This window comes from Streptomyces sp. RLB3-17 (assembly GCF_007113425.2).
In the GTDB taxonomy this organism is placed as follows: Bacteria; Actinomycetota; Actinomycetes; order Streptomycetales; family Streptomycetaceae; genus Streptomyces; species Streptomyces mirabilis_D.
The window spans coordinates 2,559,899-2,585,450 of sequence record NZ_CP041610.2; the positions used below are offsets into that span (position 1 = coordinate 2,559,899).

The 25,552-nt window shown below is 71.7% G+C and carries 18 protein-coding genes and 1 pseudogene; 10 read left to right on the forward strand and 9 right to left on the reverse strand.

Features of this window, described 5'->3' with window-relative positions; translation table 11 throughout:
- Positions 1-376 precede the first annotated feature (376 nt).
- Both FNV62_RS12010 and glpK read left to right on the forward strand, forming a co-directional pair.
- A complete protein-coding gene (locus FNV62_RS12010; RefSeq protein ID WP_097283856.1) occupies positions 377-1,117 on the forward strand; it encodes an MIP/aquaporin family protein in 741 nt (246 codons plus the stop codon).
- A 55-nt stretch (positions 1,118-1,172) separates the two neighbouring features.
- A complete protein-coding gene (glpK, locus tag FNV62_RS12015; protein ID WP_060895765.1) occupies positions 1,173-2,693 on the forward strand; it encodes a glycerol kinase GlpK in 1,521 nt (506 codons plus the stop codon).
- A gap of 118 nt (positions 2,694-2,811) precedes the next feature.
- Here the strand turns inward: glpK and FNV62_RS12020 are convergent, their stop codons facing one another.
- The 5 genes from FNV62_RS12020 to FNV62_RS12040 are packed head-to-tail and all read right to left on the reverse strand — an operon-like array spanning position 2,812 to position 10,782.
- A complete protein-coding gene (locus FNV62_RS12020) occupies positions 2,812-3,417 on the reverse strand; it encodes a GTP-binding protein (protein ID WP_054237193.1) in 606 nt (201 codons plus the stop codon).
- Entirely contained in the window at positions 3,398-7,027 is a 3,630-nt protein-coding gene (locus FNV62_RS12025) for a hydantoinase B/oxoprolinase family protein (RefSeq protein WP_144315209.1), read from the reverse strand. The genes FNV62_RS12020 and FNV62_RS12025 overlap by 20 nt, the downstream gene beginning before the upstream one ends.
- Before the next feature lie 24 nt (positions 7,028-7,051).
- Positions 7,052-7,447, reverse strand: coding sequence for a DUF742 domain-containing protein (locus tag FNV62_RS12030; RefSeq protein WP_054237191.1), 396 nt, complete (start codon positions 7,445-7,447; stop codon positions 7,052-7,054).
- 9 nt (positions 7,448-7,456) lie between these two features.
- The gene (locus FNV62_RS12035) at positions 7,457-7,897 is read right to left on the reverse strand and encodes a roadblock/LC7 domain-containing protein (protein WP_054237190.1); all 441 of its coding nucleotides are present in this window, start codon (positions 7,895-7,897) and stop codon (positions 7,457-7,459) included.
- Positions 7,894-10,782: a nitrate- and nitrite sensing domain-containing protein gene (locus FNV62_RS12040; protein WP_144315210.1), complete on the reverse strand. Its 2,889-nt coding sequence runs from the start codon at positions 10,780-10,782 to the stop codon at positions 7,894-7,896. Before FNV62_RS12040 ends, FNV62_RS12035 begins: the two co-directional genes overlap by 4 nt.
- 607 nt (positions 10,783-11,389) lie before the next feature.
- Here FNV62_RS12040 and FNV62_RS55635 point away from each other — a divergent pair.
- The 3 genes and pseudogenes from FNV62_RS55635 (at position 11,390) to FNV62_RS57990 (ending at position 12,733) form a co-directional block, all read left to right on the forward strand.
- Positions 11,390-12,034 carry a hypothetical protein gene (locus tag FNV62_RS55635; RefSeq protein ID WP_225900245.1) on the forward strand — a complete coding sequence of 215 codons (645 nt, stop codon included), beginning with the start codon at positions 11,390-11,392 and terminating at the stop codon, positions 12,032-12,034.
- A 256-nt stretch (positions 12,035-12,290) separates the two neighbouring features.
- A pseudogene (locus FNV62_RS12050) lies at positions 12,291-12,569 on the forward strand (hypothetical protein); the annotation flags it as partial.
- A 29-nt stretch (positions 12,570-12,598) separates the two neighbouring features.
- Positions 12,599-12,733 carry a GMC oxidoreductase gene (locus FNV62_RS57990; protein ID WP_413083916.1) on the forward strand — a complete coding sequence of 45 codons (135 nt, stop codon included), beginning with the start codon at positions 12,599-12,601 and terminating at the stop codon, positions 12,731-12,733.
- On the opposite strand, the gene FNV62_RS12060 is transcribed toward FNV62_RS57990, so the two are convergent.
- The 4 genes from FNV62_RS12060 to FNV62_RS12075 form a co-directional block, all read right to left on the reverse strand.
- The gene (locus FNV62_RS12060; RefSeq protein ID WP_144315211.1) at positions 12,730-17,433 is read right to left on the reverse strand and encodes a hypothetical protein; all 4,704 of its coding nucleotides are present in this window, start codon (positions 17,431-17,433) and stop codon (positions 12,730-12,732) included. The genes FNV62_RS57990 and FNV62_RS12060 overlap by 4 nt on opposite strands.
- A 69-nt stretch (positions 17,434-17,502) precedes the next feature.
- Entirely contained in the window at positions 17,503-18,384 is an 882-nt protein-coding gene (locus FNV62_RS12065; RefSeq protein WP_067366242.1) for a hypothetical protein, read from the reverse strand.
- A gap of 37 nt (positions 18,385-18,421) precedes the next feature.
- Positions 18,422-19,939, reverse strand: coding sequence for a hypothetical protein (locus FNV62_RS12070; protein ID WP_060902416.1), 1,518 nt, complete (start codon positions 19,937-19,939; stop codon positions 18,422-18,424).
- Between the two features lie 187 nt (positions 19,940-20,126).
- Complete coding sequence (locus FNV62_RS12075; RefSeq protein WP_054236240.1) at positions 20,127-20,831, reverse strand: GntR family transcriptional regulator; 705 nt, start codon at positions 20,829-20,831, stop codon at positions 20,127-20,129.
- Positions 20,832-21,019: 188 nt separating this feature from the next.
- On the opposite strand from FNV62_RS12075, the gene FNV62_RS12080 reads away from it, so the two are divergent.
- Genes FNV62_RS12080 through FNV62_RS12100 form a run of 5 tightly spaced genes read left to right on the forward strand, consistent with a single transcriptional unit; the run spans position 21,020 to position 25,533 of the window.
- Positions 21,020-22,339: an MFS transporter gene (locus tag FNV62_RS12080; RefSeq protein WP_144315212.1), complete on the forward strand. Its 1,320-nt coding sequence runs from the start codon at positions 21,020-21,022 to the stop codon at positions 22,337-22,339.
- Positions 22,336-23,166, forward strand: a complete 831-nt coding sequence (locus tag FNV62_RS12085; protein ID WP_097283862.1) for a putative hydro-lyase — start codon at positions 22,336-22,338, stop codon at positions 23,164-23,166. Before FNV62_RS12080 ends, FNV62_RS12085 begins: the two co-directional genes overlap by 4 nt.
- Before the next feature lie 47 nt (positions 23,167-23,213).
- Positions 23,214-23,972: a LamB/YcsF family protein gene (locus tag FNV62_RS12090; RefSeq protein ID WP_054236243.1), complete on the forward strand. Its 759-nt coding sequence runs from the start codon at positions 23,214-23,216 to the stop codon at positions 23,970-23,972.
- A complete protein-coding gene (locus tag FNV62_RS12095; RefSeq protein WP_143601036.1) occupies positions 23,969-24,667 on the forward strand; it encodes a 5-oxoprolinase subunit B family protein in 699 nt (232 codons plus the stop codon). The genes FNV62_RS12090 and FNV62_RS12095 overlap by 4 nt, the downstream gene beginning before the upstream one ends.
- The gene (locus tag FNV62_RS12100) at positions 24,664-25,533 is read left to right on the forward strand and encodes a biotin-dependent carboxyltransferase family protein (RefSeq protein ID WP_144315213.1); all 870 of its coding nucleotides are present in this window, start codon (positions 24,664-24,666) and stop codon (positions 25,531-25,533) included. The genes FNV62_RS12095 and FNV62_RS12100 overlap by 4 nt, the downstream gene beginning before the upstream one ends.
- Positions 25,534-25,552 lie beyond the last annotated feature (19 nt).

The following is a 25,552-nucleotide window of genomic DNA, read 5'->3' on the forward strand; positions in this document are numbered from 1 at the left end:
CCTGTGGCGGGTGAGGGCGAAGGGACGGCCTGCCCGAGACCGCGTCCCGGTCGGGCCCGTACCGTGTCCCGATCTTGGCCCGTTCACGGCCTTCAACCGTTGCCGTCGGCGACCTTGACGCCCTCTGGGCGCCGGTGAACACTTCCGGATGTCAGTCGGCATCGCCGCATTCGGGCGTCTTCAGGCACCGCACCGCTCGGGTTCCCGACCTGTTTCCAAGGCCGTCCCCCACGGGCGATTCCGCTGCGACGGCACGCTCGTCACGGACGCCGGGCGGGGCGCGGGACCTCCCTGCCTTCGGCTGAAGTAGCCATGGGAAACGCACCCCGCACGGTGGCCCGGAGCGGACCGCTCCGGGCGAGGCCTAGGAGCCGCCATGAGCAACGGCGACATTTTTGTCGGCGAGTTGATCGGCACTGCGATTCTGATTCTGTTCGGCGCGGGGGTCTGCGCCGCGGTCACCCTCAACAAGTCCAAGGCGCAGGGCGCCGGCTGGGTCGTCATCGCGTTCGGATGGGGTTTCGGCGTGCTCGCCGGGGCCTACACCGCGGCGCCGCTGTCCGGCGGTCAGATCAATCCGGCCGTGACCATCGGTTTCGCCATCGAGGGCTCGACGAAGTGGGAGGACGTGCCCTTCTACATTCTGGGCCAGTTCGCGGGCGCCATAGTCGGCGCCGTGCTCTGCTGGCTGCTCTACCTCGGCCAGTTCAACCTCAACGCCGACGAGGACAAGGCCATCGAGACGCTGGGCATCTTCTCGACCCGGCCGGAGATCAACCATCCCGTGCAGAATCTCATCACCGAGACCATCGCCACCGTCGGCCTGATGCTGCCCATTCTGGCCATGGTCGGCGGCCACAAACACGTGGCCGGGATCGGCGACGCGGGACTGCCCGTCCAGCTCATCGCGTTCCTCGTGGTCGGTATCGGACTCTCGCTGGGCGGCCCCACCGGGTACGCCATCAACCCGGCCCGCGACCTGGGACCGCGCCTGACCCACGCATTGCTGCCGATTCCCAACAAGGGCACCTCGGAGTGGAGTTACTCCTGGATCCCGGTGGTCGGCCCGATCGCCGGTGCCGCCATCGGGGCCGCGATCTACAACGCAGCCTTCTGACGAGAACGCAGACTTCCAACGCAGCCTTCTGACGAAGAAGACGTAAGGGGACGTCATGACGGAGAACGCCGAGAAATACGTCGCCGCAATCGACCAGGGCACCACCTCCAGCCGCTGCATCATCTTCGACCGGAGCGGCGCGATCGTCGCCGTCGACCAGCGCGAGCACCGCCAGATCTTCCCCAAACCGGGCTGGGTGGAACACGACGCCACCGAGATCTGGTCCAAGGTGCAGGCGGTCGTCGCGGGAGCGATCGCCAAGGCGGGGCTGCGCGCCGACCAGCTGAGCGCGCTCGGCATCACCAACCAGCGCGAGACGACGGTCCTGTGGGACCGGGCCACCGGCAAGCCCGTGCACAACGCGATCGTGTGGCAGGACACCCGGACCTCGGCGCTCTGCACCCAGCTGGGCGGCACGGACGGCCAGGACCGCTTCCGCGAACAGACCGGCCTGCCGCTGGCCAGCTACTTCTCCGGCCCCAAGGCGGCCTGGCTGCTCGACAACGTGCCGGGGCTGCGCGCGCGTGCCGAGCGCGGCGAGATCGCCTTCGGCACCATCGACTCCTGGCTGATCTGGAATCTGACCGGCGGCACCGACGGCGGTCGGCACGTCACCGACGTCACCAACGCCGGGCGCACCATGCTGATGAACCTGGAGACCCTTCAGTGGGACCAGTCGATCCTCGCGGCGATGAACGTCCCCGAGGCGGTGCTGCCCGAGATCAGGTCGTCGGCCGAGGTGTACGGCACCGCCGTGGGCCAGCTCGCGGGTGTCCCCGTTGCCTCGGCCCTCGGTGACCAGCAGGCGGCCGTCTTCGGGCAGGCCTGCTACGACGTGGGCACCGCCAAGAACACGTACGGCACCGGCAGCTTCCTGCTGCTCAACACCGGCAACCGGCCCGTCCCCTCGAAGAACGGGCTGCTGACGACCATGGGCTACAAGATCGGCGGCGAGGCGCCCGTCTACTGCCTCGAAGGGTCGATCGCGATCACCGGCGCCCTGGTGCAGTGGTTCCGCGACCAGCTCGGCATCATCCGCAACGCCGACGAGATCGAGACGCTGGCCGCGAGCGTCGACGACAACGGCGGCGCGTACATCGTGCCCGCGTTCTCGGGCCTGTTCGCCCCCTACTGGCGCTCCGACGCGCGCGGTGTCGTCACCGGCCTCACCCGGTACGTCACCAAGGCACACCTCGCCCGCGCGGTCCTGGAGGCGACGAGTTGGCAGACCCGTGAGGTCGTCGACGCCATGTTCCAGGACTCCGGCGTGCAGATCACCACCCTGAAGGTGGACGGCGGCATGACCAAGAACAATCTGCTGATGCAGCACCAGGCGGATGTCCTGGGCGTGCCGGTGATCCGTCCCCGGGTGTCCGAGACGACCTGTCTGGGCGCGGCCTACGCGGCCGGCCTCGCGACCGGTGTGTGGAACGACCTCGACGAGCTGAAGTCGCACTGGCAGAAGGACGTCGAGTGGACACCCTCCATGGAGGCCTCCGTGCGTGACCGTGAGTACCACAACTGGCGCAAGGCGGTGGAGAAGAGCTTCGGCTGGCACGAGGACGACGTCAGCTGAGACAGGGGTCCACGCGCGCGTGCGTCTCGCGTGAGCCACACGCGTGTGCGGGACGACGGCCCGTACCCCGGTCGGCGGGGGTACGGGCCGTATGCGCGGTTCGGACCGTGTGTACGGGTCAGGTGGTGACCGGTTCGCGTCGGTCGGCTCCGTACGCCATCGCGTGCTGGACGACCTCGATGAGGACCTCCTTGGCCGACTCCCGGTCTCTCGCGTCGCACAGGACGACCGGAACGTCGTCGTCGAGGTCGAGTGCCTGGCGGACCTCGTCGACCGGGTACCGGGCCGATCCTTCGAAGCAGTTGACGCCCATCACGAACGGTATGGAGCGCCGCTCGAAGTAGTCGACGGCGGCGAAGCAGTCCTCCAGGCGGCGCGTGTCGGCGAGCACGACGGCGCCCAGGGAGCCGGAGGCGAGCTCGTCCCACAGGAACCAGAAGCGGTCCTGTCCGGGCGTCCCGAAGAGGTAGAGCACCAGGTCCTCGCGGAGCGTGATGCGGCCGAAGTCCATGGCGACGGTGGTGGTGTGCTTGCCCTCCACGCCGCTGGTGTCGTCGACCGGGCGGCCCGCCTCGGTGAGCACCTCCTCGGTGCGCAGCGGTTTGATCTCGCTGACCGCGCCGACCAGGGTCGTCTTGCCCACCCCGAAGCCACCGGCCACCAGGATCTTGAGCGTGACGGGCTCGACCGGGGGCTTGCCGCGCTCAGAACGCCCGAAGATCATCGATCTCTTCTCCTGCTTGATGGGGGTCGTGGGACGGTGGGCCGTAGCCCCCGCCGCCGGGGGTCTCGATGACAAGTACGTCGCCGGGGCCGACTTCGGCCGTATCACTTGCGCCAAGTTCCGTGACCGTGCCGTCCGCGCGCTCCACCCGGTTGGCGCCGAGCGCCCCGGGCTCGCCGCCGGCCATGCCGTAGGGCGGGACCCTGCGGTGCTGGGACAGTGTGGAGACTGTCATGGGCTGCTGGAACCGGATACGGCGCACGGCTCCGTCCCCGCCGCTCCAGCGCCCGGCTCCGCCGCTGCCCGGCCGGACCGCGAACTCCTCGAGCTGGACCGGCAGTCGCCACTCCAGGATCTCGGGGTCGGTGAGCCGCGAGTTGGTCATGTGGGTCTGCACGACGGAGGCGCCGGGGAAGCCGTCGCCAGCGCCGGATCCGGAGGCCACGGTCTCGTAGTACTGGTAGCGCTCGTTGCCGAAGGTGACGTTGTTCATCGTTCCGGACCCTTCGGCCTGCACACGCAGGGCTCCGTACAGCGCGCCGGTGATCGCCTGAGAGGTCTCCACATTGCCCGCGACCACCGCGGCGGGGGCCTCGGGAGCGAGCATCGAGCCACGCGGCACGACGATGTCGAGCGGACGCAGACAGCCGTCGTTGAGCGGGATGTCGTCGGCGACCAGCGTGCGGAAGACGTACAGGACGGCGGCGTTGACCACCGCGAAGGGTGCGTTGAAGTTGGTGCTGAGCTGCGGGGACGTGCCCGTGAAGTCGACAGTGGCGGAACGATTTTCGCGGTCTACGCAGACCCGGACGCGGATGACCGCCCCGGAGTCGGTCTCGTAGGCGAACTCACCGTCTTCCAGGGCGTCGATGACGCGGCGTACGGCTTCCTCCGCGTTGTCCTGCACGTGCCGCATATAGGCCTGGACGACGTCGAGGCCGAAGTTCTCGATCATGCGGGCGACTTCGTCGACGCCCTTCTGGTTGGCGGCGATCTGGGCACGCAGGTCGGCGAGGTTGGTCTTCGGATTGCGCGAGGGGTAGGGCGCCTCGGTGAGCAGGCGAAGCGTCTCGGCCTCGCGGAAGCGGCCGTTCTCGGCGAGCAGCCAGTTGTCGAAGAGGATGCCCTCTTCCTCGATGCTGCGGCTGTTCGCGGGCATGGAGCCCGGGGCGATGCCACCGATCTCGGCGTGGTGTCCGCGCGAGGCGACGTAGAACAGGATGCGCTCACCCTCCGTGTCGAAGACCGGGGTGATCACGGTGACGTCGGGGAGGTGGGTGCCTCCGTGGTACGGGTCGTTGACCGCGTACGTGTCACCCGGGCGCATGCTGTCGCCGCGTCGCCGGATGACCTCTTGCACGCTCGTGCCCATCGAGCCCAAGTGGACAGGGATGTGAGGGGCGTTGGCGACAAGGCTGCCGTCCGGGTCGAAGAGCGCGCAGGAGAAGTCCAGGCGTTCCTTGATGTTGACCGACTGGGCCGTGGACTCCAGGCGGGCGCCCATCTGCTCGGCGATGGACATGAAGAGGTTGTTGAAGACCTCGAGGAGAACCGGGTCCGCTTCTGTGCCCAGATCGGAACTCTGCGTAACCGCCACGCGTTCCATGACCAGATGCCCGTCGTCGGTCGTCGCGGCCCGCCAGCCGTCGTCGACGACGGTCGTCGCGCCGGCCTCGGTGATGATCGCGGGGCCGGTGACCGTTTCACCGGGGGGCAGTTCCTCGCGGCGGTTCAGGGGTACGTCGCGCCAGGCGCCGCCCGTGTGGAGGCTGACCGTCTGCGCCGCGCCTCGGGCGGACGAAGAGGTCGCGAGGGCGGAGAGATCGGGGGGTTCGGTGAGTCCGGTGGCCTCTACGGAGAGGGCTTCCACGACGACCGGACGGTCGAGGGTGAAGGAGTAGGTGGCGCGATGGCGTTCTTCGAAGGCGTGGGTCATGGTGTCGGGCTCGGTGAGCTCGACGGTGAGCGCCGTGTCCGTTCCGTCGTAGCGGAGTTGGGCGCGGCGGGTGACACGGATGCGGTCCTCGGGCACGTCCTCGGCGAGGAGTTCGGTGCGGGCGGCGCCCTCCAGGTCGTCGGCGGTCTTGAGGATGCCGGGCATCGCGGAGGTCTCAAGGGGTGCCTCCACGGACTGCTCGCGCATGGCCGTCGTGTCGGCGAGTCCGATGCCGAGGGCGGACAGGACGCCGGCCATGGGCGGGACGAGGACGGTGCGGATGCCGAGCGAGTCGGCGACCATGCACGCGTGCTGGCCGCCCGCGCCGCCGAAGGTGGTGAGCGCGTACCGGGTGACGTCGTGGCCCTTCTGGACCGAGATCCGTTTGACCGCGTTGGCGATGTTGGCCACGGCGATCTGCAGGTAACCCTCCGCCACCTGCTCCGGGGTGCGGTCGTCGCCGGTCTTCTCACGGATCTCGCGCGCGAGGGCGGCGAACCGGTCGCGGACGAGGGTGTCGTCGAGGGGCTGGTCTCCGTCGGGGCCGAACACATCAGGGAAGTGCGTGGCTTGGATGCGGCCGAGTGCGACGTTGGCGTCCGTGACGGTGAGCGGGCCGCCACCGCGGTAGCAGGCGGGACCTGGGTCGGCACCGGCCGAGTCGGGGCCCACCCGGTAGCGGGAGCCGTCGAAGTGGAGCACCGAGCCGCCGCCCGCGGCGACGGTGTGGATGTCCAGCATGGGCGCCCGCAGCCGGACTCCGGCGATCCGGGTGGTGAAGACCCGCTCGTACTCGCCCGCGAAGTGCGAGACGTCCGTGGAGGTGCCCCCCATGTCGAAGCCGATGACACGGTCGAAGCCGGCGAGCTGCGACATCCGGGCCATGCCGACGATGCCGCCCGCCGGGCCGGACAGGATGGCGTCCTTGCCGCGGAACTGACCCGCTTCGGCGAGGCCTCCGTTGGACTGCATGAACATCAGTCGCACGCCCTGGAGCTCGTCGGCGACGTGCTGGACGTAGCGGCGCAGCACGGGCGACAGGTAGGCGTCGACGACGGCCGTGTCACCGCGCGGGACGAGCTTCATCAGCGGGCTGACCTCGCTGGAGAGCGAGATCTGCGGGAAGCCGATGCGTGCCGCCAGTTCGCCGACGGCCTCTTCGTGGGCGGGGTGGAGGTGACTGTGCATGCAGACGACGGCGACGGCCCGGATCCCGGAGTCGTAGGCCTCCTGAAGGGGCCCGGCAAGGGCGTCCAGGTCGGGGGCGCGCAGGACCGTGCCGTCGGCGGCGATCCGCTCGTCGACCTCGACCACGCGTTCGTAGAGCAGCTCGGGCAGTTCGATCGCGCGGGCGAAGATGTGGGGGCGGTTCTGGTAGGCGATGCGCAGGGCGTCGCGGAAGCCTCGGGTGACGACGAGGAGGGTGCGCTCTCCCTTGCGTTCCAGGAGGGCGTTGGTGGCGACGGTGGTCCCCATGCGGACGGCGTCGATCCGCGCGCCCTGGGCGTCCTGACCCCTGCCGAGGAGTTCACGGACACCCGCCACCGCCGCGTCGGCGTACCTCGCCCGGTTCTCGGACAGCAGTTTGTGCGTGAGCAGGCGGCCGTCCGGGCGTCGCGCGACGATGTCGGTGAAGGTGCCGCCTCGGTCGACCCAGAACTGCCAGCCTGTCACGTCTGCTCCCCGCTTCCGCCCAGCTCAGAGCGCCCGGAGGCCGCTGATCACGTCGCGCAGAATACTCTCGTCCGGCAGCTCGGCAGGGGGTACGGGACGTGTCACATGGACCATTTCCTCGGTCACGAGGTCCCCGATGAGAACCCGGACCACTCCGATGGGCAGGTCGAGCTCGGCGGCGAGCTCGGCGACCGACTGGGGGGTGTCGCGGCAGAGCTCGACTATGTCCACGTGTTCCGGGGACAGCGAATGATCGGCTTCGGGGTCGTCCGCGTGGGGCTCCGTGACGACCACCGCGATCAGGTCGAGGCGATGCTGGGCCGGACTGGTGGTGCGCCCGCGTGTCATGGCATAAGGGCGGACCACCGGTCCGGCGTCGTCGTCGAACCAGTGGCGTTTTCCCTGACCGTCTCCGCTCATGCCATCCCACTACCCGCCCGAGGGCAGATCGGTGCGCGGAGCGGCGGCCAGATGTGCGCCGACCCGCTTCACCAGGAGCGTCATTTCGTAGGCGACCTGCCCGACATCGGAGTCGGCGTCCGAAAGGACGGCGAGACAGCTGCCGTCCCCGGCGGCCGTGACGAAGAGGAAGGCCTCCTCGAGCTCGACCACGGTCTGCCGGACACCGCCCGCCTCGAAGTGGCGGCCGACGCCCTTGGCGAGGCTGTGGAAGCCGGAGGCGACGGCGGCCAGGTGCTCGCTGTCCTCCCGAGTCAGATCCTTGGAGGCCCCGGTGGCAAGGCCGTCGCCGGAGAGCACGATCGCCTTGCTGATGCTGGCCACTCGGTCCACCAGGTCGTCGAGCAGCCAGTTCAGCTCTCCCGACGTCTTGCTGGTCGCGGTGGGCCCTGTGGCCTTCGGTGCGGTCATCGACCGTCCCCCTTCGTCGTTCCTGGTGCTGTGCCGCCCTGGGCCCCGTCGCCCGCGGCGTTCTCCTCGCGGCCCCGCTGCCAGCCCCGCTGGAGCGAGGCCATCCGGCTGCGTACCTCGTCGGCGTCGCGATCGGCGAGTTCCGCCCCCTTCGGGGTGCGGGTCTTGTCGCGCTCGGCGCGCCGTTCGGGTCCGTCCTTCAACTGGGGGGCCAGATTGGCCTGTCGGACGCGGCGGGGCAGCGGGCTCGCACCCGATTCTGCCCCTTGTGTCGTGGCGGCGGAGCCCGGGGTGGTCCCGGCCCTGTCCGACGGCGAGCCGGCGGAGCGAGTGCGCCGGGGGAGAGCGGGGGCCTCGCGGAGGCCGGACGCCTCGGAGCGAAGGCCCGGAGTCTCGGGGCGTTCGCCGTAGCGGCGCCCGGAGGTCTCGGTGCGGTCAGCACGCCGGGCGGTCGACGACTGTGCGCTCGCCCTCTCCGCGATGCCTTGCCTCTCCACCGGCTCGAGGGCCGGTTCGAGGCTCTCCACCGGCTTCAGCGCCTCGGCGGGCCCCTCGCCCGCCTCGCCGCGCCGGGGCCTCGTCCGGGTCACGGGACGACCGTGCGAGCTGACCAGCTTGGGAGTTCTGCGGCGCGGCAGGGGGACCGGGCCCCCCGCGTGGTCGTCGTCGCCGGAGCGGGCCGTCTCCGCGCCGCCCGCGCGGGGCTGCTGGTGGGGCCGGTGCTGCTCGACCGGGACACCCGCTATCGAGCGGCGCGGCCGGAACAGACCGCCCTGCTCGGCGTCCTCGTCGTCGAGGGCGCCCGGGAAACCTCCGAGCACGTCCAGATCGACCGGCGCCTCCAGTTCGACCGGCCCGTCCAGGATCGCGGCGGGCAGGCCGGGGAGGCGCACCGGTACGTCGGAGAGCGCGGTCTTGCGGTCCTCCTCGATCTTGCCCTCCTTCGAGGGCAGCGCTCGGTCGAGACGGAAGCCGATGCCGTTGGTGTCCGGGACATCGTCCGTGAGCAGCGCGTCGGGGATGAACACCACGGCGGTGGTGCCGCCGTACGGGGAAGGCTGGAGGGAGACACGGACGTTCTGCCGCTGCGCGAGCCGGCTGACCACGAAGAGACCGAGCCGGTCGGTGTCGGACAGTTCGAACTCGGGGGTCTCGGCGAGTCGTAGGTTGGCGTCGAGGAGCGCTTCGGCCGCCATGCCCAGACCGCGGTCGTGGATCTCCAGGGTGAAACCGTTGGCGACCCGTTCGCCGACGACCTGCACGGCCGTGTGCGGGGGCGAGAACACCGTGGCGTTCTCCAGGAGTTCGGCGACCAGGTGCGTGAGGTCGGCGACCGCGGGCCCCGTGACGGCGACGCGGGGAAGTCGGCGTACCTCGATGCGCTCGTAGTCCTCGACCTCGGCGACGGCGGCCCGGACGATGTCCATGAGCTGGACGGGCTTGCGCCACTGCCGGGACGGGGCCGCGCCGGACAGGATGACCAGGCCCTCGGCATGCCGGCGCATACGGGTGGTCAGGTGGTCGAGACGGAACAGGTCGGCGAGTTCGTCGGTGTCCTCGGTCCTGCGTTCCATGGTGTCGAGGAGGGTGAGCTGCTTGTGCAGCAGGACCTGGCTGCGGCGGGCGAGGTTGACGAAGACCTCGGAGACGCCGTCCCGCAGTTCGGACTGTTTGACGGCGGCCTCGACGGCCGCGCGCTGGAGGGTGTTGAGGGCCTGGCCGACCTCGCCGATCTCGTTCTTGTCGTACTCCAGGCGGGGCACTTCGGTCTCGACGTCGACCTGTTCGCCCCCGGAGAGGCGGCGCATGACGCTGGGGAGTCGGACGCCTGACGCCTCGTGGGCGTCCAGGCGCAGCCGTCGCAGGTCGCGGATGAGGCCCCGGCCGATGCGTACGGACATGATGAGCGAGGCCAGCAGGGCGATGAGCCCGAGGACACCCGCGATGACCGCCTTGACGATGACGCCCGTGGCCACGGGGCGGACACGGTCCTGGTAGCGGTCGCCGGCCTTGTCGTCGAGGTCGGCGAGTTCGCCGAGCACGTGTCCGGCCGCCCGGTCCCAGCTCTGCGCGGTGACACCGTGCGGGGACCCGGGCGGTGAGGTGACGACAGCCTGCTCCGCCACACGCAGGGGCGCCGTGTCGGCGTTCGACCAGTAGCGCTCGAAGCGGCCGCGTTCCGAGGAGGGCAGCAGCGGCAGGCTGATGTCGTACAGCAGGGTGCGCTGCGCGACGAGATCGGAGATGTCGCGGATGTCGTCGCGGGTGACGCGGCCCGCGACCAGCGCGGAACCGAGGAGGGCGTCCTCGCGGGAGAGCAGTTCGCGGGCGTTCGCGACGTTGACGAGGGCGCGGCCCTGCTTGTCCATCTCCACGTTGTCCACGACGTGGAGGTTGGCCATCAGTGTGTAACAGGGGTCGACCAGACGGTTGTAGAGGTCGAGGGCCTGGGCCCGGTTGACGGTGCCCTCCTCGACACTGCGGCGCAGCGAGTCGATGCCGTCGAGGGCGTCCAGGATGGTGGTGAGGCGCTGTGAGGTGCCCCCGTTCATCTCTTCCCGTACGTCTTCGTCCTTGGCGTTCTTGCGGACCTTCGCCACGGCCCGGTCGGTCGCGGTGCGACTGCGCTTCAGCGCCGCCAGCGCGTCGGAGGCGCGGGGATCGGCGAGGTAGACGAGTGTCTGGCGGCGTTCCTGCTGGAGAACACTGATGGTGTCCTCGGCGGGGTAGCCGATCCTCTCGACGACGTCCGACACGTTGAACAGCTGGTTGGCCGCGCGGCCGGTGAGTACCGTCGCGAAGGCCCAGATCCCCGTCAGGGAGACGAGTGGCACGAGCAGCAGCGCCACGATCTTCCGGCGGATGGACTTCCCGCGAAAGCGCATGGCCTCCCCCAGCTCGACCCCCTCCGGCCCGGGGGCACACCTGTGCGTCAACAAACGGCGTGAGCCTACTACTGACCCACAGGTAACTCGAAGACGTGTCCGGGCGGCCGCCCGGCGTGAAGAGGGTGGAACCCGGGCGCTCGAGGGAACCGGAGATGGGCAGTTGTCCGTTCATTGGGGGAGATTGCCGCCCCGAATCCGGCATGGCGAGCCGGAGCTCATCGGGCCAGTGAACTTGGTCAGTTGGCCGGAATTTTTCGCTTGTTGGGAATCTTCCGGGCACATTGTTCGTCCTTCTCTACGGGAAATGCGGGCGGAATCGGCCACAGGGGCCGCATGCCGCGTCCAGGCGGCGTAAAACAGCGCAAGCCGGGCAGCCACTGGGGAGCAGGTGTCGTATGACACCCGTGCGAGGGTCTGCTGGGCGGTGGGGAGTGACAAGTTGATGGGCACGGCGGAGCGGGGCGGGACACCAGGGGTGGGTACTGCGGTGCCTGTGGCGGCGCGGTCGGCCACACGAACACCGGATCGCGACATACCGACGGACTCGGCGCACGGACGCGTCGAAGTGGGCGGACAAGGCGTTGTCACGGACGGGCGCGATCGGGTGAGCCGGCAGAGCGTGGCCCTGGAGGGACGCGACCGGAAGAACGACCGGGCGGGTGCCGCCGGGATAGGAAGCGAGCACCTGAACGCGCAGGCCGTGGCCGCGGGCGGCCCCGAGCCGGTGGGTGGGCGGGGCACGGCCACCGGAGGGCATGAGCAGGCGGTCGGGGAGGGTACCGCTGCCGGTCGCAGGCATGTCGACGGGCAGGCGCGGGCAACTGTCGGTCACATGAACGGATACGAAGAGCAGGCGTACTACCGGCCGTTGTGGATCGAGGAGCCCGCGCGTCGGCGACGGCTGCCCGATCCGGTGCGCACGTCGGCCGTGCGTGCGGTGCTGATCATCGCGGTGACCCTGATCCAGGCCGTGATCGCCTTCCTGTCCACGCTGGCGGAGTCCTGGCTCGCCTTCCCGATGGTCCTGAGCAGCGTGGCCAGCACGGTGGTGGCCACCTGGGCCGCCCTCGACGTCTGGATCACCCGCCAGGTGTGGAACCAGCGCAACGGCGTGGTGTCCGAACCGAGCAGCACCGCAAGGACCCTGAGGCGCGAGCGGCGCCGGGGCCGACGGCAGGCACGCGCGACGGAGCGCGCTCAGGAGCGAATACGGCGGCAGGGCGGCACCGGGCAGTTGTCGCACCCCTGAGTACGGCTCACGACGAGTACGGCTCACGACTGAGTACGGTTCGACTCGCGGCTGAGCCCGGCTCGCGGCTGAGCCCGGCTCACGGCTGCCCACGGCACGGCCAAGGGGCGGACTCCACCGACCCGTGGGCCCGTGGACCTGTTGGGTCCACGTCCCCCCGGCCGTGGGTCCGCCACGGGCCGTCAGCTCGCCACGGCTGCTCCCGCCGGCTCCACCGGGTCCTCGCTGCACGCCAGTTCACGGCGTGCCTTCATGAATGGTCGGGCGCGGTCGATGGACAGCACGGCTGTGGTGCGGCCGCCGCGCTACCGCGGGCAACGTGGTCGCGGCCCGGCTCTCCGAGGATCCGTCCGTCACCGTGTGCGTCCTCGAGGCGGGCCCCAGCGATGTCGGCGACGACGACATCCTGAAGCTGGAACGCTGGATGGGACTGCTGGAGTCCGGATACGACTGGGACTACCCGGTCGAACCGCAGGTCAGCGGCAACAGTTTCATGCGGCATGCCCGCGCCAAGGTGCTCGGCGGCTGTTCCTCAGCGACTCCTCGGCCCCGCTCGACGCGCGGCTGCGGGTCAAGGGGGTCGAGGGGCCGCGGGTCGCGGACGGTTCGGTGATGCCGGATCTCATCTCCGTCAACCCCTGCATCACGACCATGATGATCGGCGAGAAGTGCGCGGACCTTTCGAAGGAGGATCGCTAGGCCTCTTGAGGTGAAGGCCTCTTGAACATTCTCGTCGCCGTGATCTCGCTGTGCACCGACTCACCTTCCCCGGCCGGGGCCTGCTGTGGGAGCCCCGGCCGGAGGTGTTCCTCCACGCTGATGTACTTCAGCCCGGCGCGCAGGTCGGCGTCGTTGCGCAGGCGGATGACGAGGGGGAACTCGGCGAGCGCGGTCGTGTCGAACAGGCCGGTGGTGTAGAGGAGCTGGACGCCGAGCGCGTCCGAGACGGCCCTCTGCAGCTCCAGCAGGTAGGTCGCGTTGGCGCGTCCGATGGGGTTGTCGAGGAAGAGCGTGCCGGCGTGCCGGTGCTTGTCACGGCCCCGGTCGTTGCTGCGCAGCGCGGCCATCGTGCAGTACAGCGCGATGGCCGCGGTCAGCAGCTGACCGCCGGAGAAGACGTCGCCCATCTGCCCGACGGGGACGCGCTCGGCACGCAGTACGGCGTCCGGCTTGAGGATCTCGACGGCGACGCCCTTCGGTTCGAGGGCGGCGCTGACTCCGCGCAGCAGCAGTGACATGCCGTCGCGCCGCATGTCGGAGTTCTTCTTGACCGCCGCGCGGGTGGCCTCGTCGACGACCTCGCCGAGCCGCTCGGCGAGCGTGGCCTGATCGGGCTCCTCGAAGCGGATGCGCAGGAACTCCTGCCCGGACCACTCGCCGAGCCCCTCCGGCAGTCGGGACAGCCGCTGCGCGGACCGCAGGGTGGCGAGCGACGACTCCACCAGCCCCCGCAGCCGGTCCACGATCGAGTCCCGGTTGCGCTCCAGCTGCGCCAACTCATCCGTCAGCACCCGCAGTCGGGGCGCGAAGGCGTCCGCCCACTTCTGGGCGTGTTCCGGCAGCACGGACGCGGGCAGCTCACGGATCTGCTGCCGGGCGGGGGTGCGTACCTGCTCGTACCGGTTGGAGTTGGCATGCCGTACGAGGATGTCGCTCGCCTCGCGCACGGCGCCCTCGGCCGCGGAGAGGTCGGCGGCGCAGCCGCGCAGGGAGCGACGGGCCTCGGCGGCGGAGTGCCGGGCCTCCTCGAGGGTGCCGGGGTAGGGCTCGGGCTCCTCCTGCTCCTCGTCGGAGTGCTCCCGCAGCAGATCCCTGAGCAGGGCGGCCGTCTCGTCGAAGCCACCGGCCGCGTCCTCGGCGGCGCGGTGCGCGTCGAGCAGCTCGGCGTGCGCCTCGCGTGCCTGGCTGAGCGCCTCGGCGCGGGAGGCGAGTTCACCGGTGGCCGTGCGCAGCAGCGACTGCGCGTGCTCGGCGTCGCGCGGGACCAGTTCCTGCGACAGCTCGGTGTGGGCCTCGCCGTCCTCGGGCGCGTGCCGCTCGGCCTCGCCGCGCAGCCGCCCGAGCTGCTCGCTCGCGGTGGACATGCGGGTCTCCAGGAGCTGGACGAGCTCCTCGGCACGGGCGGCCGCGGCCTGCCGGGACGGCCCGTCGGAACCGTCCGGCGCCTGAAGGAGCTGTGCGGCGCGCGTGCGCACCTTGTTGCTGAGCCGGTCCAGCTCTGCCAGGGCCGCGGTCTCGTCGCTCTCGGCGCGGGCCTGCTCGGCGCGCAGATCGGCGCCGACGCCGACCTTCTCGTACAGCTGTGACGCGGCCCGGTAGGCCTCACGCAGGGCGGGCAGCGAGGACTTCGCCGTCTCCGACGCGTCCTGCGGTACGTCGTCGGGGGCGCCGGCGATCTCGGCGCGCTCGGCGCGCAGCGCGCGGGCCGTGCGGCGGGCGTCGTCGGCGGCGCGCTGGGCGGCGCGGCGGTCCTCGTCGGCGGCGCGGGCGCGCTCCAGGCAGACCTGGGCGCGGGCCTCCGACTCGGTGGCCTCGTCGGCGAGTTCGCGCACCTTGACCTGCCAGCCGGCGCGCTCGCGCAGGCGGAAGGCGAGTCCGGCGAGCGCGTCGGCCGCGCGCCGGGCGCGCTGGGCGGCGTCCTGGCGCTCGTCGCGCACGAGGGCCGCCTCGGCCGCCGCCTCGTCCGCCTCGGCCCGCACGGTGCGCGCCTCGGCGAGCTCGGCTTCGGCCTCCTCGGCGAAGGCGCGCGCGTCCCGGGCCGCCGCGGCCAGTTCGACGAGCCGCCCGGTGGGGCAGCCGGTGCGCCAGGAGGCGAGCCGTGCCGCGAGCTCCCGGTCCTTGCCGAGCCGGGCCGCCAGGACGCGGATCTCCTCGTCCCGCTCGGTCGCCCGGGTGCGCAGCGCCTGCCGTTCCTCGTCGGCGGCCTGCTCGTCGTGCATGGCCGGGTTCGGCGGTACGAGGAAGACGCCGCCGTCGCCCGCGTCGGTGGCCGGGGTCGGGGCGAGCAGCGCGGCGGCCGTGCCGACGGCGACGGCGGAGCGCGGCAGCAGCGCCGCTTCGCCGAGCGCCTCACGGGCCCGCGCGTGGGTGTCCGGGTCGGTGATGATCACGCCGTCGACGAGCTCGGGCCTGGCGGCCAGCACGCGCGCGTGGTCGACGGGGTCGACGGCCTGCGCGAGATAGCGCCAGCCGGGCAGGGCGGGGATGCCGTGCTCACCGAGGTACTCGACCGTGGCCAGCACGTCGGGGCCGGGCGGCAGGAGTCCGCCGTCGCCGAGGGCGCCGAGGATCCGGGCGTCGTCGGCGGCCGCGGTGCGCAGCTCGAAGAGCTGGCGCTCGGCGGAGGCGACTCCGCTGTCGAGCAGCTCGCGCAGTTCGTCGGCGTACTGGTCCAACTCCTCGGGCGTGAGGGCGCCTTCGGTCTCCGCCCAGACGTCGGCGGAGGTGCCGCGGGCGCCTCGGCCGGTGTCGCCGCCCTTGCCGTGGCCGGTCGAGGCAGCGGCGTCCCCGGGCGCCCGGGGCACCGGTACCCCGCCGTGCCGCGTTCCGGCGGCACCCGGCAGGCTGAGCAGCTCCGCGAGCCGCTCCTCCCCCGCCAGCGCCTCGGCCGTACGGTGCTCGCCGTCGTACGCGCGCTCGGCCGCCGTCGCCGCGTCCGCCGCGCGGGCGGCCGTCAGTTCGGCGCGGGACTCGGCGGACGCCGCCTCGCGGCCGTGCTCCGAGGCCCGCCGCGAGGCCTCCCGCGCGGTGTCCCACGCCGCGACGGCCGTCTTCTCGGCGTCGCTGGCGGCGAGGGCGGCGCGGGCCGGGTCGGCGTCGGGGGCGCTGTCGTCGAGCCAGCCGGCGCGGACCGCCTCCGTGGTCTCCTGCTCGACCTCGCTCAGGCGCTGGCGCAGATGCCCGACCTCGCTGCGGGCGCGCTGCGCGGCGGTGGCCGCGGCGGTCGAGTCGGCGTACGCGGTCTCGCCGACCTCCTGGAGTCCGGCGGAGCGCTCCTCCTCCTCGTTGGCGAGCGCCTCGGCGCCATCGGCAGCGCGGTGCAGCGCGCGGACGAGGTCGACGGCGGCCTTGGCGCGGGCGGCGAGCGCGGGCGCGGCGTCCCGCTCGGCCTCGAGGATCGCGGCGGCCACGCGCGCGGAGCGGTCGGCGGCGGCACGGTGCCGCAGTACGAGCTCGGCGGCCTGCCAGGAGGAGTGCAGGGTGCGCGCGTCGGCGAGTTCGCGCTTCTGGGCGGCCGCCAACTTCTCGGCCCCGGCGAGCGCCAACGAGGCGTGCCGGTAGGCGAGTTCGGCGGCGATGAGGGCACTGCGCTCGCGTGCGCCCTCGGCGTGCGTGACGGCGTACGCGGCGGCGGTCACGCGCTGTGCGAGCTCACCGGCGCGGACCCGCTCCCGCACGCCTCGCGCGGACAGTCGCCGGGCCAGGGTGCGGGTACGCCGCTCGGCGCCCGCGTGGATGTCTCGGGCGCGTGCCCGTGCCTCGGCGGCCTCGACGATCCGGCCGAGCAGATCCACGGACCCCGCCGTGAAGTCCCGCTCGGCGATCAGCTCGGCGCGCCGCCCCAGCTTGTTGCCGAAGCCGCCGACCAGGTCGGCGAGCCCGTCGGTGTCCCGGGTGTCGGTGACCGCGCGCAGCAGGAGGTCGGTGAAGTCGGAGTCCTTCTTGACGGCGAAGAGACCGGCGGCCTCACCCTCGTCGGCATTCATCTCCCGCTGGTAGCGGAAGAGTTCGGGGTCGAGGCCGAGGTCCGTCAGATGCTCGTTCCAGCGGTCGTGGATCTCTTCCCAGTGCACTTCGAGGTGCGGATACGCCTTTCCGGCCTCGGTGAGGGCGTCGCGGAAGCCCTTCATGGTGCGCCGCCGTCCCTGTGCGCCGGACGCGCCCTCGACGGGCGGCCGGACGGCGGTCGCCTCGGCGACGGGCAGGTTGTCCAGGCTCAGGCCGGGCCCGGGCCGGAAGGAGTACCAGGCCTCGGCGAACTTCCGCGGGTCGTTGGAGACCTGCCGTCCCCGCCACTCGCTGGCCTTGCCGACCACGACGCACTCGCCGGTCAGCGTGTGCTGCCACTCCAGCGCGACATGACCGCAGTCGTCGGCGAGCAGGAACTTGCGCAGCACACCGGAGCTGGCGCCGCCCAGGGTGTTGCGGTGGCCCGGCAGCATCACCGAGAAGATCAGCTTGAGCAGTACCGACTTGCCGCCGCCGTTCTCCAGGAAGAGCACGCCCGCGGGCGCGGGCCGGCGCGGCGGCCCGACGGGCTCCTCCTCGAAGAACTCCGCCTGGGTGGGGGCGGGGTCGGGCACGGGCTCGCCGACACCCCTCAGGTCAAGGACGGTGTCGGCATAGCGCGCGCCAGCAGGCCCGATGGAGTAGAGGCGGACCCGGGACAGCTCGTACATGGCGGCGGACTCTCGTAGTAAGTCTTCGGATACGTAGGGGAGATACGCAGGAGGGATACGCAGGTGGGTTCAGGAGTGGAACGGCAGGCCCGCGTCGGCCACCAGCTCCAGGTCGTCGGTGTGCTCGGCGGGCAGCAGCGTCGGGGTGCCGTCGGTCACCGGCACGACGCCCAGTTCAAGGAGCTCGGCCATCGCGGCGCTGCCCGCCATGTCCCGCACCTGGAGCTGATAGCGGGCCGTCGTCCGGTACGTCCCCCCGGAGTCGTCCCCGGTCCGCTGGAGGAATCCGGAGTCGGTGAGGAAGGCGACGGCCTTGCCGATGATGCCGGTGGTCGAACCGGACAGTCTTCGCGCGTCCTTGGTGGCGCCGGTGGAGCTGCGCCGCGCCCAGATCCGCCAGGCCGCCTCGAGGCCGGGCGCCTCGGTCGCCGGATCGGTGTTCTCGCCCTGCTCCTCGGCCCGCTCCTCCAGACGGCGGCAGGCCTGTCGTACGAACGCGTCGACGCCGTTGACCGAGACCCGCCCGATGTACCCGTCGTCCGCGAGGTCCTCGGGGCGTGGGAAGGCCATCGCGGCGACGGCGAGGTGGGCGAGGCCGTGCAGGAAGCGGTCCGCGGAGTCGGCCGAGGTACGACGGGCGTAGTCGCCCATCCGGACGGCGAACACCGAGTCCTCGGCGGCCGTCACGGCCATCCCCGCGCGCGGGGACACCTCCAGCACGACCAGCCCGAGCCCGGCGGCCACGGCGTCGGCGAGCCGGGCGAACGCCGGGTCCTCGCGGTACCGCCGCAACAGCTCCGCGTACTCCTGGTCCCGCGCGGGCTGCAGTTTGGGCTGGAGCCCGAAGGCGACGAGCCGCGCCGCGTCGGCGGCGTCGGCGGGTGTGACGGGAGCGTTCGCCGGCGCGGCGACGGCATCCGGCTCACTCCACTCGACGTGCTGCTCGGTCACGACAGAGGCTCCTTGTACAGAGTTACGAGGCTGGGATTCACGACCGATCCGCCGCCATCCCCGCCGCGTCCAGCAAAGCCATCCCCACTATGAGATCGGCTCCGCCGAACTCGGGATCATCGAGCTCGACCCCGTCGTCCACGGCGAACAACAGCTTCTCCTCACCCTGTCGATACGCGGTACCGACCGGCGGACTGGCCGCGTGAACGGCCAGCAGGGCGACGAGGTAGGGCAGTTCGGGATCCCGGCGGCGCGCTTCGGCCAGCAGCCCGGACAACCGGCGCGGCGCGTCCGCCGGCAGATCCAGCAGCTCCATCGCGGAGGCGAGCTGCTCCTCACTGAACCGACTGTCGTCCGGCGTGGCGATCAGGTCCGGCTCGGGCATCTCCGCACCGAGGTGCTCCCGCTCCAGGGGTGGTGTCAGCAGGAGCTCGACAAGATCCCCCACCCGTACGGCCACCGGCGTACGCAGCCCCGTCCCGCGCGCGAAGAACGCGTCCGTCACGCGCCGAGCCTGTGCGACGGGCAGCGGCAGCACGGGCGCGACGAGGTGGCCGTAGAGGTCGATCCCCGAGGTCGTCATGGGTGTGGCGAAGGCCTGCCGGTCCTGCTCGGCGCGGAACAGGGGCCCGGCCTCCAGGAGCCGGGACTGCAACTGCGTGTGGCGGCGGATGCAGTCCTTGACGATGTCGACGAGCTCGGCGGCGCGGCGCTTCTGCTCGGGGTCCTCGGACTCGTCGCGGGCCTTGCGGATGTTGGTGAGGATCGCGTTCTCGTGGCGGTACCGGTCGGCGACGTGGTCGAGCGCCTCGGCGATCATGTCGGGCACGGCCTGGAGCCAGTCGACGGCCCGCACATTGCGCCGGGTCGCGTCGAGCGCCCTGCGGAGCGTCTCCGAGTACTGCACGGTCCGGTACCGGGCCTGCTCGGCGGCGAGCTGGGCGTCGGCGAGGCGGCCGCGGCTGATCAGCACCTCGAGCTTGACCTCGGCGGCGATCTGCGCGCTGGTGACGTCGGTGTCGAGGGCGCCGACGAGGACGTTGACCGCCTCGTCCGTCGTACGGAGGTAGACGGTCCCCCCGTACCCGGGCACCTCCTCGATCAGCTTGAAGTCGTAGTCGCGGCGCACATAGGAGCCGTCGGGGGCGAAGGTGCCGTACACGGCCCGGAAGCCGCGGTCGACGCTGCCGACGTTGATCAGGTTCTCCAGGACCCACCTGGCCACGCGCTCGTGCTCGGCGACGGGGCGCTGGGGGGCCTGCGCGGCGATGCGCGGGATGAGCCGGGCCACTATCTGGTCGTGGTCGGCGCCCGTGTCGAAGTCCATGTTCAGTGTGACGAGGTCGATGGCGGCGAGGGCCACCTCGGCCATCCCGTACACCGTGTACTCGCCCGCGAGATTCGCCTTGCGCACATCGAGGTCGTGCAGCGGCGCGGTGCACGCGAGCGCGCGCAGCCGCCGCGCCAGGCCCTCGTCGGCGGCCGGGCCCGGAGCGGGGCGCGGCCCCGCGCTGAGCTGGGGCGGAACGCTGTCCGTCGATGCAGGCGAAGTCACGGTGCACAGACTAGGTCCTCGGTCTGACAACGGTCGAAACGACGCAGAAGCGACCGCCGTCACACCGGCTCCACGCAGCACGTCACACCTGACCCACGCAGCGCCTCGCGAGAGCAGTGTCGAGAGCGGCGGTGAGAGCAGCGGAGCGAACCGTCGCCGCGGCCGTCCCCGAGAACCGCGACCCGGCTCAGCCGATCCCCTGCGCCGCGTCGGCGACCCGCCGCGCATAGGCCTCCACGACCCCGGTGAGGGAGTCGTCGAGATAGACCGCGAGCAGTCGCTCGGCCCCGTCGCGGTCGCCCGCCCGGAGCGTCTTGAGGATCTCGTGGTTGCGCGCGAGGTACGGCTCGTGGAGTCGCCGCGGATCGGCCACCACGTGGAAGGCGAGGCGCAGTTCGGCGAAGACGCTGCGCATCAGTTCGTCGGTGCGGTCGCTCCCGGCGAGCGCCACCAACTCCCGGTGGAAGTGGATGTTGGCCGTACCGACACCTTTCCAGTCACCTTCGCGGGCCGCCCGCTGCCCGTCGGCGACGGCCTGGGCGAGGTCGTCCACCGCGTACGGCGGCTCGCCGAGGCCACGGACCACGGCGCACTCCACGAGGGTGCGGGTGCGGTAGATGTCCTCGACGTCCTCGATGGTCAGCACCCGTACGAAGACCCCGCGGTTGAGCTCGTGCACCAGGAGTCGTTCGTGCGTGAGCAGCCGGAACGCCTCGCGCAGTGTGTTGCGGGAGACGCCGAGCGCCCCGCCGATGCTGTCCTCGGACAGTCGTGTTCCGGGTGGGAAGTACCCCTCGGCGATACGGCTCCTGAGGATGTCCGAGACCCGCTCGGCGGTGCTGGTGCGGCCCAGCAGGGCGCGATCGTCGGCCAGTCCCGTCAGCTCTGCCATGCCCGGAATTCAACCGCAGAAATAAGAACGAAACAACACGGGTATTGAGGGATCGTTCAACGATCCTCTACCTTACTACGCACGGCGCCACCCGCTCACCCGCTCACCCGCTCACCCGAGCGCCGACGGCTTCCGCACGGCACGGCTCAGTCCTCAAGCACCCTCCGTCCTCCCACTGCGAGGTGCCCATGAGCACGACCCCTCCACCACAGGCCCTGACCACCGGCACACACCCCGGAACGGATGAACTCACCTCGGACGACGGCGCGTTGGCCTGGCTGCGCGCCCTCGGCCCGCAGGGCCGCCGGGCGTTCGCCGGCGCGTTCGGCGGCTATGCCCTGGACTCGTACGACTACTTCACGCTGCCGCTGAGCATGGTCGCGCTGGCGGCGTACTTCGGCCTGGACAGCGGCCAGACCGGTCTGTTCACCACCGTGACGCTGGTCGTCTCGGCGGTCGGCGGCGCGATCGCGGGTGTGGTCGCGGACCGGATCGGACGTGTCAAGGCACTGATGATCACCGTGATCACGTACGCGGTGTTCACGGTGGCCTGCGGATTCGCGCCCAACTACGAGACGCTGCTGGTCTTCCGTGCCCTTCAGGGCCTCGGTTTCGGCGGCGAGTGGGCGGTCGGCGCCATCCTCGTAGCCGAGTACTCGAGCGCCAGGCACCGGGGACGCACACTCGGCGCGATCCAGAGCTCCTGGGCCGTCGGCTGGGGGCTGGCGGTGGTCGTCTGCACCCTGGTCTTCCAGTTCCTCGGCGACGACCTCGCCTGGCGCGTGATGTTCTGGACCGGCGCGCTGCCCGCACTGCTCGTCGTGTGGGTGCGGCGCCGGGTGCAGGACGCCCCGGAGGCGGCCGCCGTGCGCGAGAAGAGCGCCGAGAAGGGCTCGTTCGTCGCCATCTTCAAGCCCGCCTCGACCGACGGCCCCGGCCTGCTGCGCACCACCTTCTTCGCGGTCCTGCTCTCCACCGGCGTCCAGGGCGGCTACTACACGCTGGCCACCTGGGTGCCCACGTATCTGAAGACCGAGCGCGGCCTGTCCGTCGTCGGCACCGGCAGCTACCTCACGTTCCTGATCTCCGGGGCCTTCATCGGCTACCTCACCGGCGGCTACCTCACCGACAAACTGGGCCGCAAACGGAACATCCTGCTCTTCGCGATCCTCTCCGCGGCCTGCATCCTCACCTACGCCAACATCCCGAGCGGCGCCAACACGCTTCTCCTTGTGCTCGGTTTCCCGCTCGGCTTCTGCATGTCGGCGATCTTCAGTGGGTTCGGCTCCTTCCTCAGCGAGCTGTACCCGTCGGCGGTGCGCGGCACGGGGCAGGGCTTCACGTACAACACCGGGCGCGCCGTGGGGGCCGCCTTCCCCACCACCGTCGGCTTCCTGGCCGACAGCTGGGGTGTGGGCGGCGCCCTGGTCTTCGGCGCGATCGGCTACGCCCTCGCCGCCCTGGCACTGATCGGACTCCCCGAGACGCGTGGGAAGGAACTGCTGTGAAGCACACCCTCCAGGAACGCCCTTCGAGCCTCCTCCCCCTCGACGGCCGTGCGCACCGGTGGACCCCCAAGGAGGCGCGCGCCCGGTTCCGTTCGGGGGTGTCCGGTCCCACCGCGGGAGTCGCCACCGGCCACACCCAGGCGAACCTGATCTCGGTGCCCGCCGACTGGGCGTACGACATGCTGCTGTTCTGCACGCGCAACCCGAAGTCCTGCCCGGTCCTCGACGTCACGGACGCCGGCTCCTGGACCACCCCGCTCGCCCAGGACGCGGATCTGCGCACGGACCTGCCGCGCTACCGGGTGTGGGAGCACGGCGAGTTGGCCGACGAGCCCACGGACGTGGTCGACCGCTGGCGCGACGACCTGGTGTCGTTCCTCATCGGATGCAGCTTCACCTTCGAGTGGGCGCTGACCGAGGCGGGCGTCCCGATGCGCCACATCGAGCAGGGCCGCAACGTCTCCATGTATGTGACGGAGCGCGAGTGCCGCCCCGCCGGGCGGCTGCACGGACCGATGGTGGTGTCGATGCGCCCGGTCCCTCCCGAGCATGTGGCCGCGGCGATCAGGGAGAGCAGCCTGCTGCCCGCCGTGCACGGCAGCCCGGTGCACTGCGGCGAGCCGTCGGGGCTGGGCATCGAGGATCTCTCACGCCCCGACTTCGGCGACGCGGTGGACGCCGAGCCGGACGACATCCCGGTGTTCTGGGCCTGCGGGGTGACACCCCAGGCGGCCGTGATGGCGTCCCGCCCGCCCTTCGCCATCACTCACGCACCGGGCCAGATGTTCCTCACCGACGCCCGCGACGAGCAGTACCGCGTGGCCTGAAACGACCTACGGACCTGAAACGACCTACAAAGGAGAAACCGCACCTCATGACCCCGATCGACCTCAACGCCGACCTCGGCGAGGGCTTCGGCCGCTGGCGGCTGACCGACGACGAACAACTGCTGTCCGTCGTCACCAGCGCCAATGTGGCCTGCGGCTTCCACGCCGGGGACGCGGCCACCATGCGGCGGGTGTGCGAACTGGCGGCCGAGCGGGGTGTACGGATCGGCGCCCAGGTCTCCTACCGCGACCTGGCGGGCTTCGGGCGGCGCGCGATGGACGTGCCGCCCGACGAGCTGGCGGCCGAAGTGGCCTACCAGATCGGCGCCTTGGAGGTCTTCGCACGCGCGGCCGGGGCGTGCGTGTCGTACGTGAAACCGCACGGCGCGCTCTACAACCGCGTCGTGCACGACGAGGAGCAGGCGGCGGCGGTCGTCGAGGGCGTGCTGCTCGCGGACGCCGCGCTGCCCGTCCTCGGTCTCCCGTCCTCCCGGTTCCTGAAGCTGGCCGAGCGGGCCGGACTGCCCACCGCCACGGAGGCGTTCGCGGACCGCGCCTACACCGAGCAGGGCACGCTGGTGCCCCGCACCCAGGCCGACGCGGTGATCACGGACGCCGAGGCGGTCGTCGAGCGCTCGCTGGGCCTGGCCCGCTTCGGCATGGTCACGTCGCACTCCGGGACGCGCATCCCGGTCCGGGCCCGCTCGTTGTGCCTGCACGGCGACACCCCGGGCGCGGTGGACCTGGCACGTCGGGTCCGCGCGCGTCTGGAGTCCTCGGGCGTCGCCGTGAAGGCCTTCGTATGAAGGCCGTTCCGACCGCCGGCGGCACGCAGTCGTCACCGGCCGTGGACGGCACGCAGTCGTCACCGGCCGCCGACCGCACAAGGGCGCTGCCGGTCGGTGACCACGCGCTGCTCGTCGAGGTCTCCTCGGTCGCGGCCGCCCAGGCCCTGCACGCCGAACTGCTGCGCCGCCGCGCCGAGGGCTCGCTCTCGGCCACGGAGATCGTCCCCGCCGCCCGCACGGTCCTCCTGGACGGTCTGCAGGACCCCCGGCGGCTGGCGGAGCAACTCCCCGGGTGGGAGATCCCACCGCACACCGCGCGCGCGGAGGAGGCGATCGAGATCCCCGTACGGTACGACGGTCCCGATCTGGCGGATGTCGCGGCTCTGTGGGGGGTGCCCGAGCACGAGGTGCCCGCGATCCACGCGGCGGCGGCGTTCCGTGTCGCCTTCTGCGGGTTCGCGCCCGGCTTCGGCTATCTCACGGGGCTGCCGGCCCGGTACGACGTGCCGCGCCGGGCGACTCCGCGGACGGCGGTTCCGGCGGGCTCCGTGGCGCTCGCGGGCCCGTACACGGGCGTCTACCCACGCTCCTCGCCCGGCGGCTGGCAGCTGATCGGCACGACGGACGCGGTGCTGTGGGACCACGCGCGCGTGCCGGCCGCGCTGCTCGCCCCTGGGACGCGCGTCCGGTTCGTACCGGTGGGGTGCTCATGACCGACCGGGCCCTCGCCGTCGTGCGCGCCGGGGCCCTGACCACCGTCCAGGACCGGGGCCGCCCCGGCCACGCCCACCTCGGCGTACCCCGCTCCGGCGCGCTGGACGCGCCCGCCGCGGCGCTGGCCAACCGGCTCGTCGGCAACCCCGTCGAGGCGGCCGTACTGGAGACGACGCTCAACGGATGCGCCCTGCGTCCGCGTTCGGTGGTCACCGTGGCCGTCACCGGCGCGCCCTGCCCGGTCACGGTGGGCGGCAGTCCGGCGCCCTGGGGAGCGCCCGTGCGCGTCCCCGCCGGAACGCTGCTGGACATCGGCCCGGCCCGCGCGGGGGTACGCAGTTACGTGGCCGTCGCCGGCGGAGTGGCCGTGGATCCGGTCCTCGGCAGCCGCTCCACGGACCTCCTTTCGGGACTCGGTCCGCCGCCGCTCACGGACGGCACGGTGCTGCCTCTCGGGCGCCCCGACGGCATGCACACGCGTGTGGACGTGGTTCCGCATCCGGGGCCGCCCTCGGAGCTGGTCCTGCGGGTGACACCGGGCCCGCGCGACGACTGGTTCACGGCCTCGGCCCTGCGGACCCTGGTGACGGGCACCTACCGGGTGTCCTCCGCGAGCAACCGCATAGGGCTGCGTACGGAAGGGCCCTCACTGGAGAGGGCCGTTTCCGGCGAACTCCCCAGTGAGGGCATGGTGCTGGGCGCCGTGCAGGTGCCGCCCGACGGCAGACCGGTCGTCTTCCTCGCCGACCATCCGACCACCGGGGGGTACCCGGTGATCGCGGTGGTCCGTGGCGCCGACCTCCCCGCGGCCGCTCAGGCGGTCCCGGGCACGCCGGTGCGCTTCATGGTCGTACGCCGCCGCTGACGAACTCCCGCCCACCGCC

Coding starts and splice junctions, on each gene's coding strand:
- FNV62_RS12010 (WP_097283856.1), top strand. CDS start 377: ATGAGCAACGGCGACATTTTTGTCGGCGAGTTGATCGGCACTGCGATT.
- glpK (WP_060895765.1), top strand. CDS start 1,173: ATGACGGAGAACGCCGAGAAATACGTCGCCGCAATCGACCAGGGCACC.
- FNV62_RS12020 (WP_054237193.1), bottom strand. CDS start 3,417: ATGATCTTCGGGCGTTCTGAGCGCGGCAAGCCCCCGGTCGAGCCCGTC.
- FNV62_RS12030 (WP_054237191.1), bottom strand. CDS start 7,447: ATGAGCGGAGACGGTCAGGGAAAACGCCACTGGTTCGACGACGACGCC.
- FNV62_RS12035 (WP_054237190.1), bottom strand. CDS start 7,897: ATGACCGCACCGAAGGCCACAGGGCCCACCGCGACCAGCAAGACGTCG.
- FNV62_RS12040 (WP_144315210.1), bottom strand. CDS start 10,782: ATGCGCTTTCGCGGGAAGTCCATCCGCCGGAAGATCGTGGCGCTGCTG.
- FNV62_RS12060 (WP_144315211.1), bottom strand. CDS start 17,433: ATGTACGAGCTGTCCCGGGTCCGCCTCTACTCCATCGGGCCTGCTGGC.
- FNV62_RS12075 (WP_054236240.1), bottom strand. CDS start 20,831: ATGGCAGAGCTGACGGGACTGGCCGACGATCGCGCCCTGCTGGGCCGC.
- FNV62_RS12080 (WP_144315212.1), top strand. CDS start 21,020: ATGAGCACGACCCCTCCACCACAGGCCCTGACCACCGGCACACACCCC.
- FNV62_RS12090 (WP_054236243.1), top strand. CDS start 23,214: ATGACCCCGATCGACCTCAACGCCGACCTCGGCGAGGGCTTCGGCCGC.
- FNV62_RS12095 (WP_143601036.1), top strand. CDS start 23,969: ATGAAGGCCGTTCCGACCGCCGGCGGCACGCAGTCGTCACCGGCCGTG.
- FNV62_RS12100 (WP_144315213.1), top strand. CDS start 24,664: ATGACCGACCGGGCCCTCGCCGTCGTGCGCGCCGGGGCCCTGACCACC.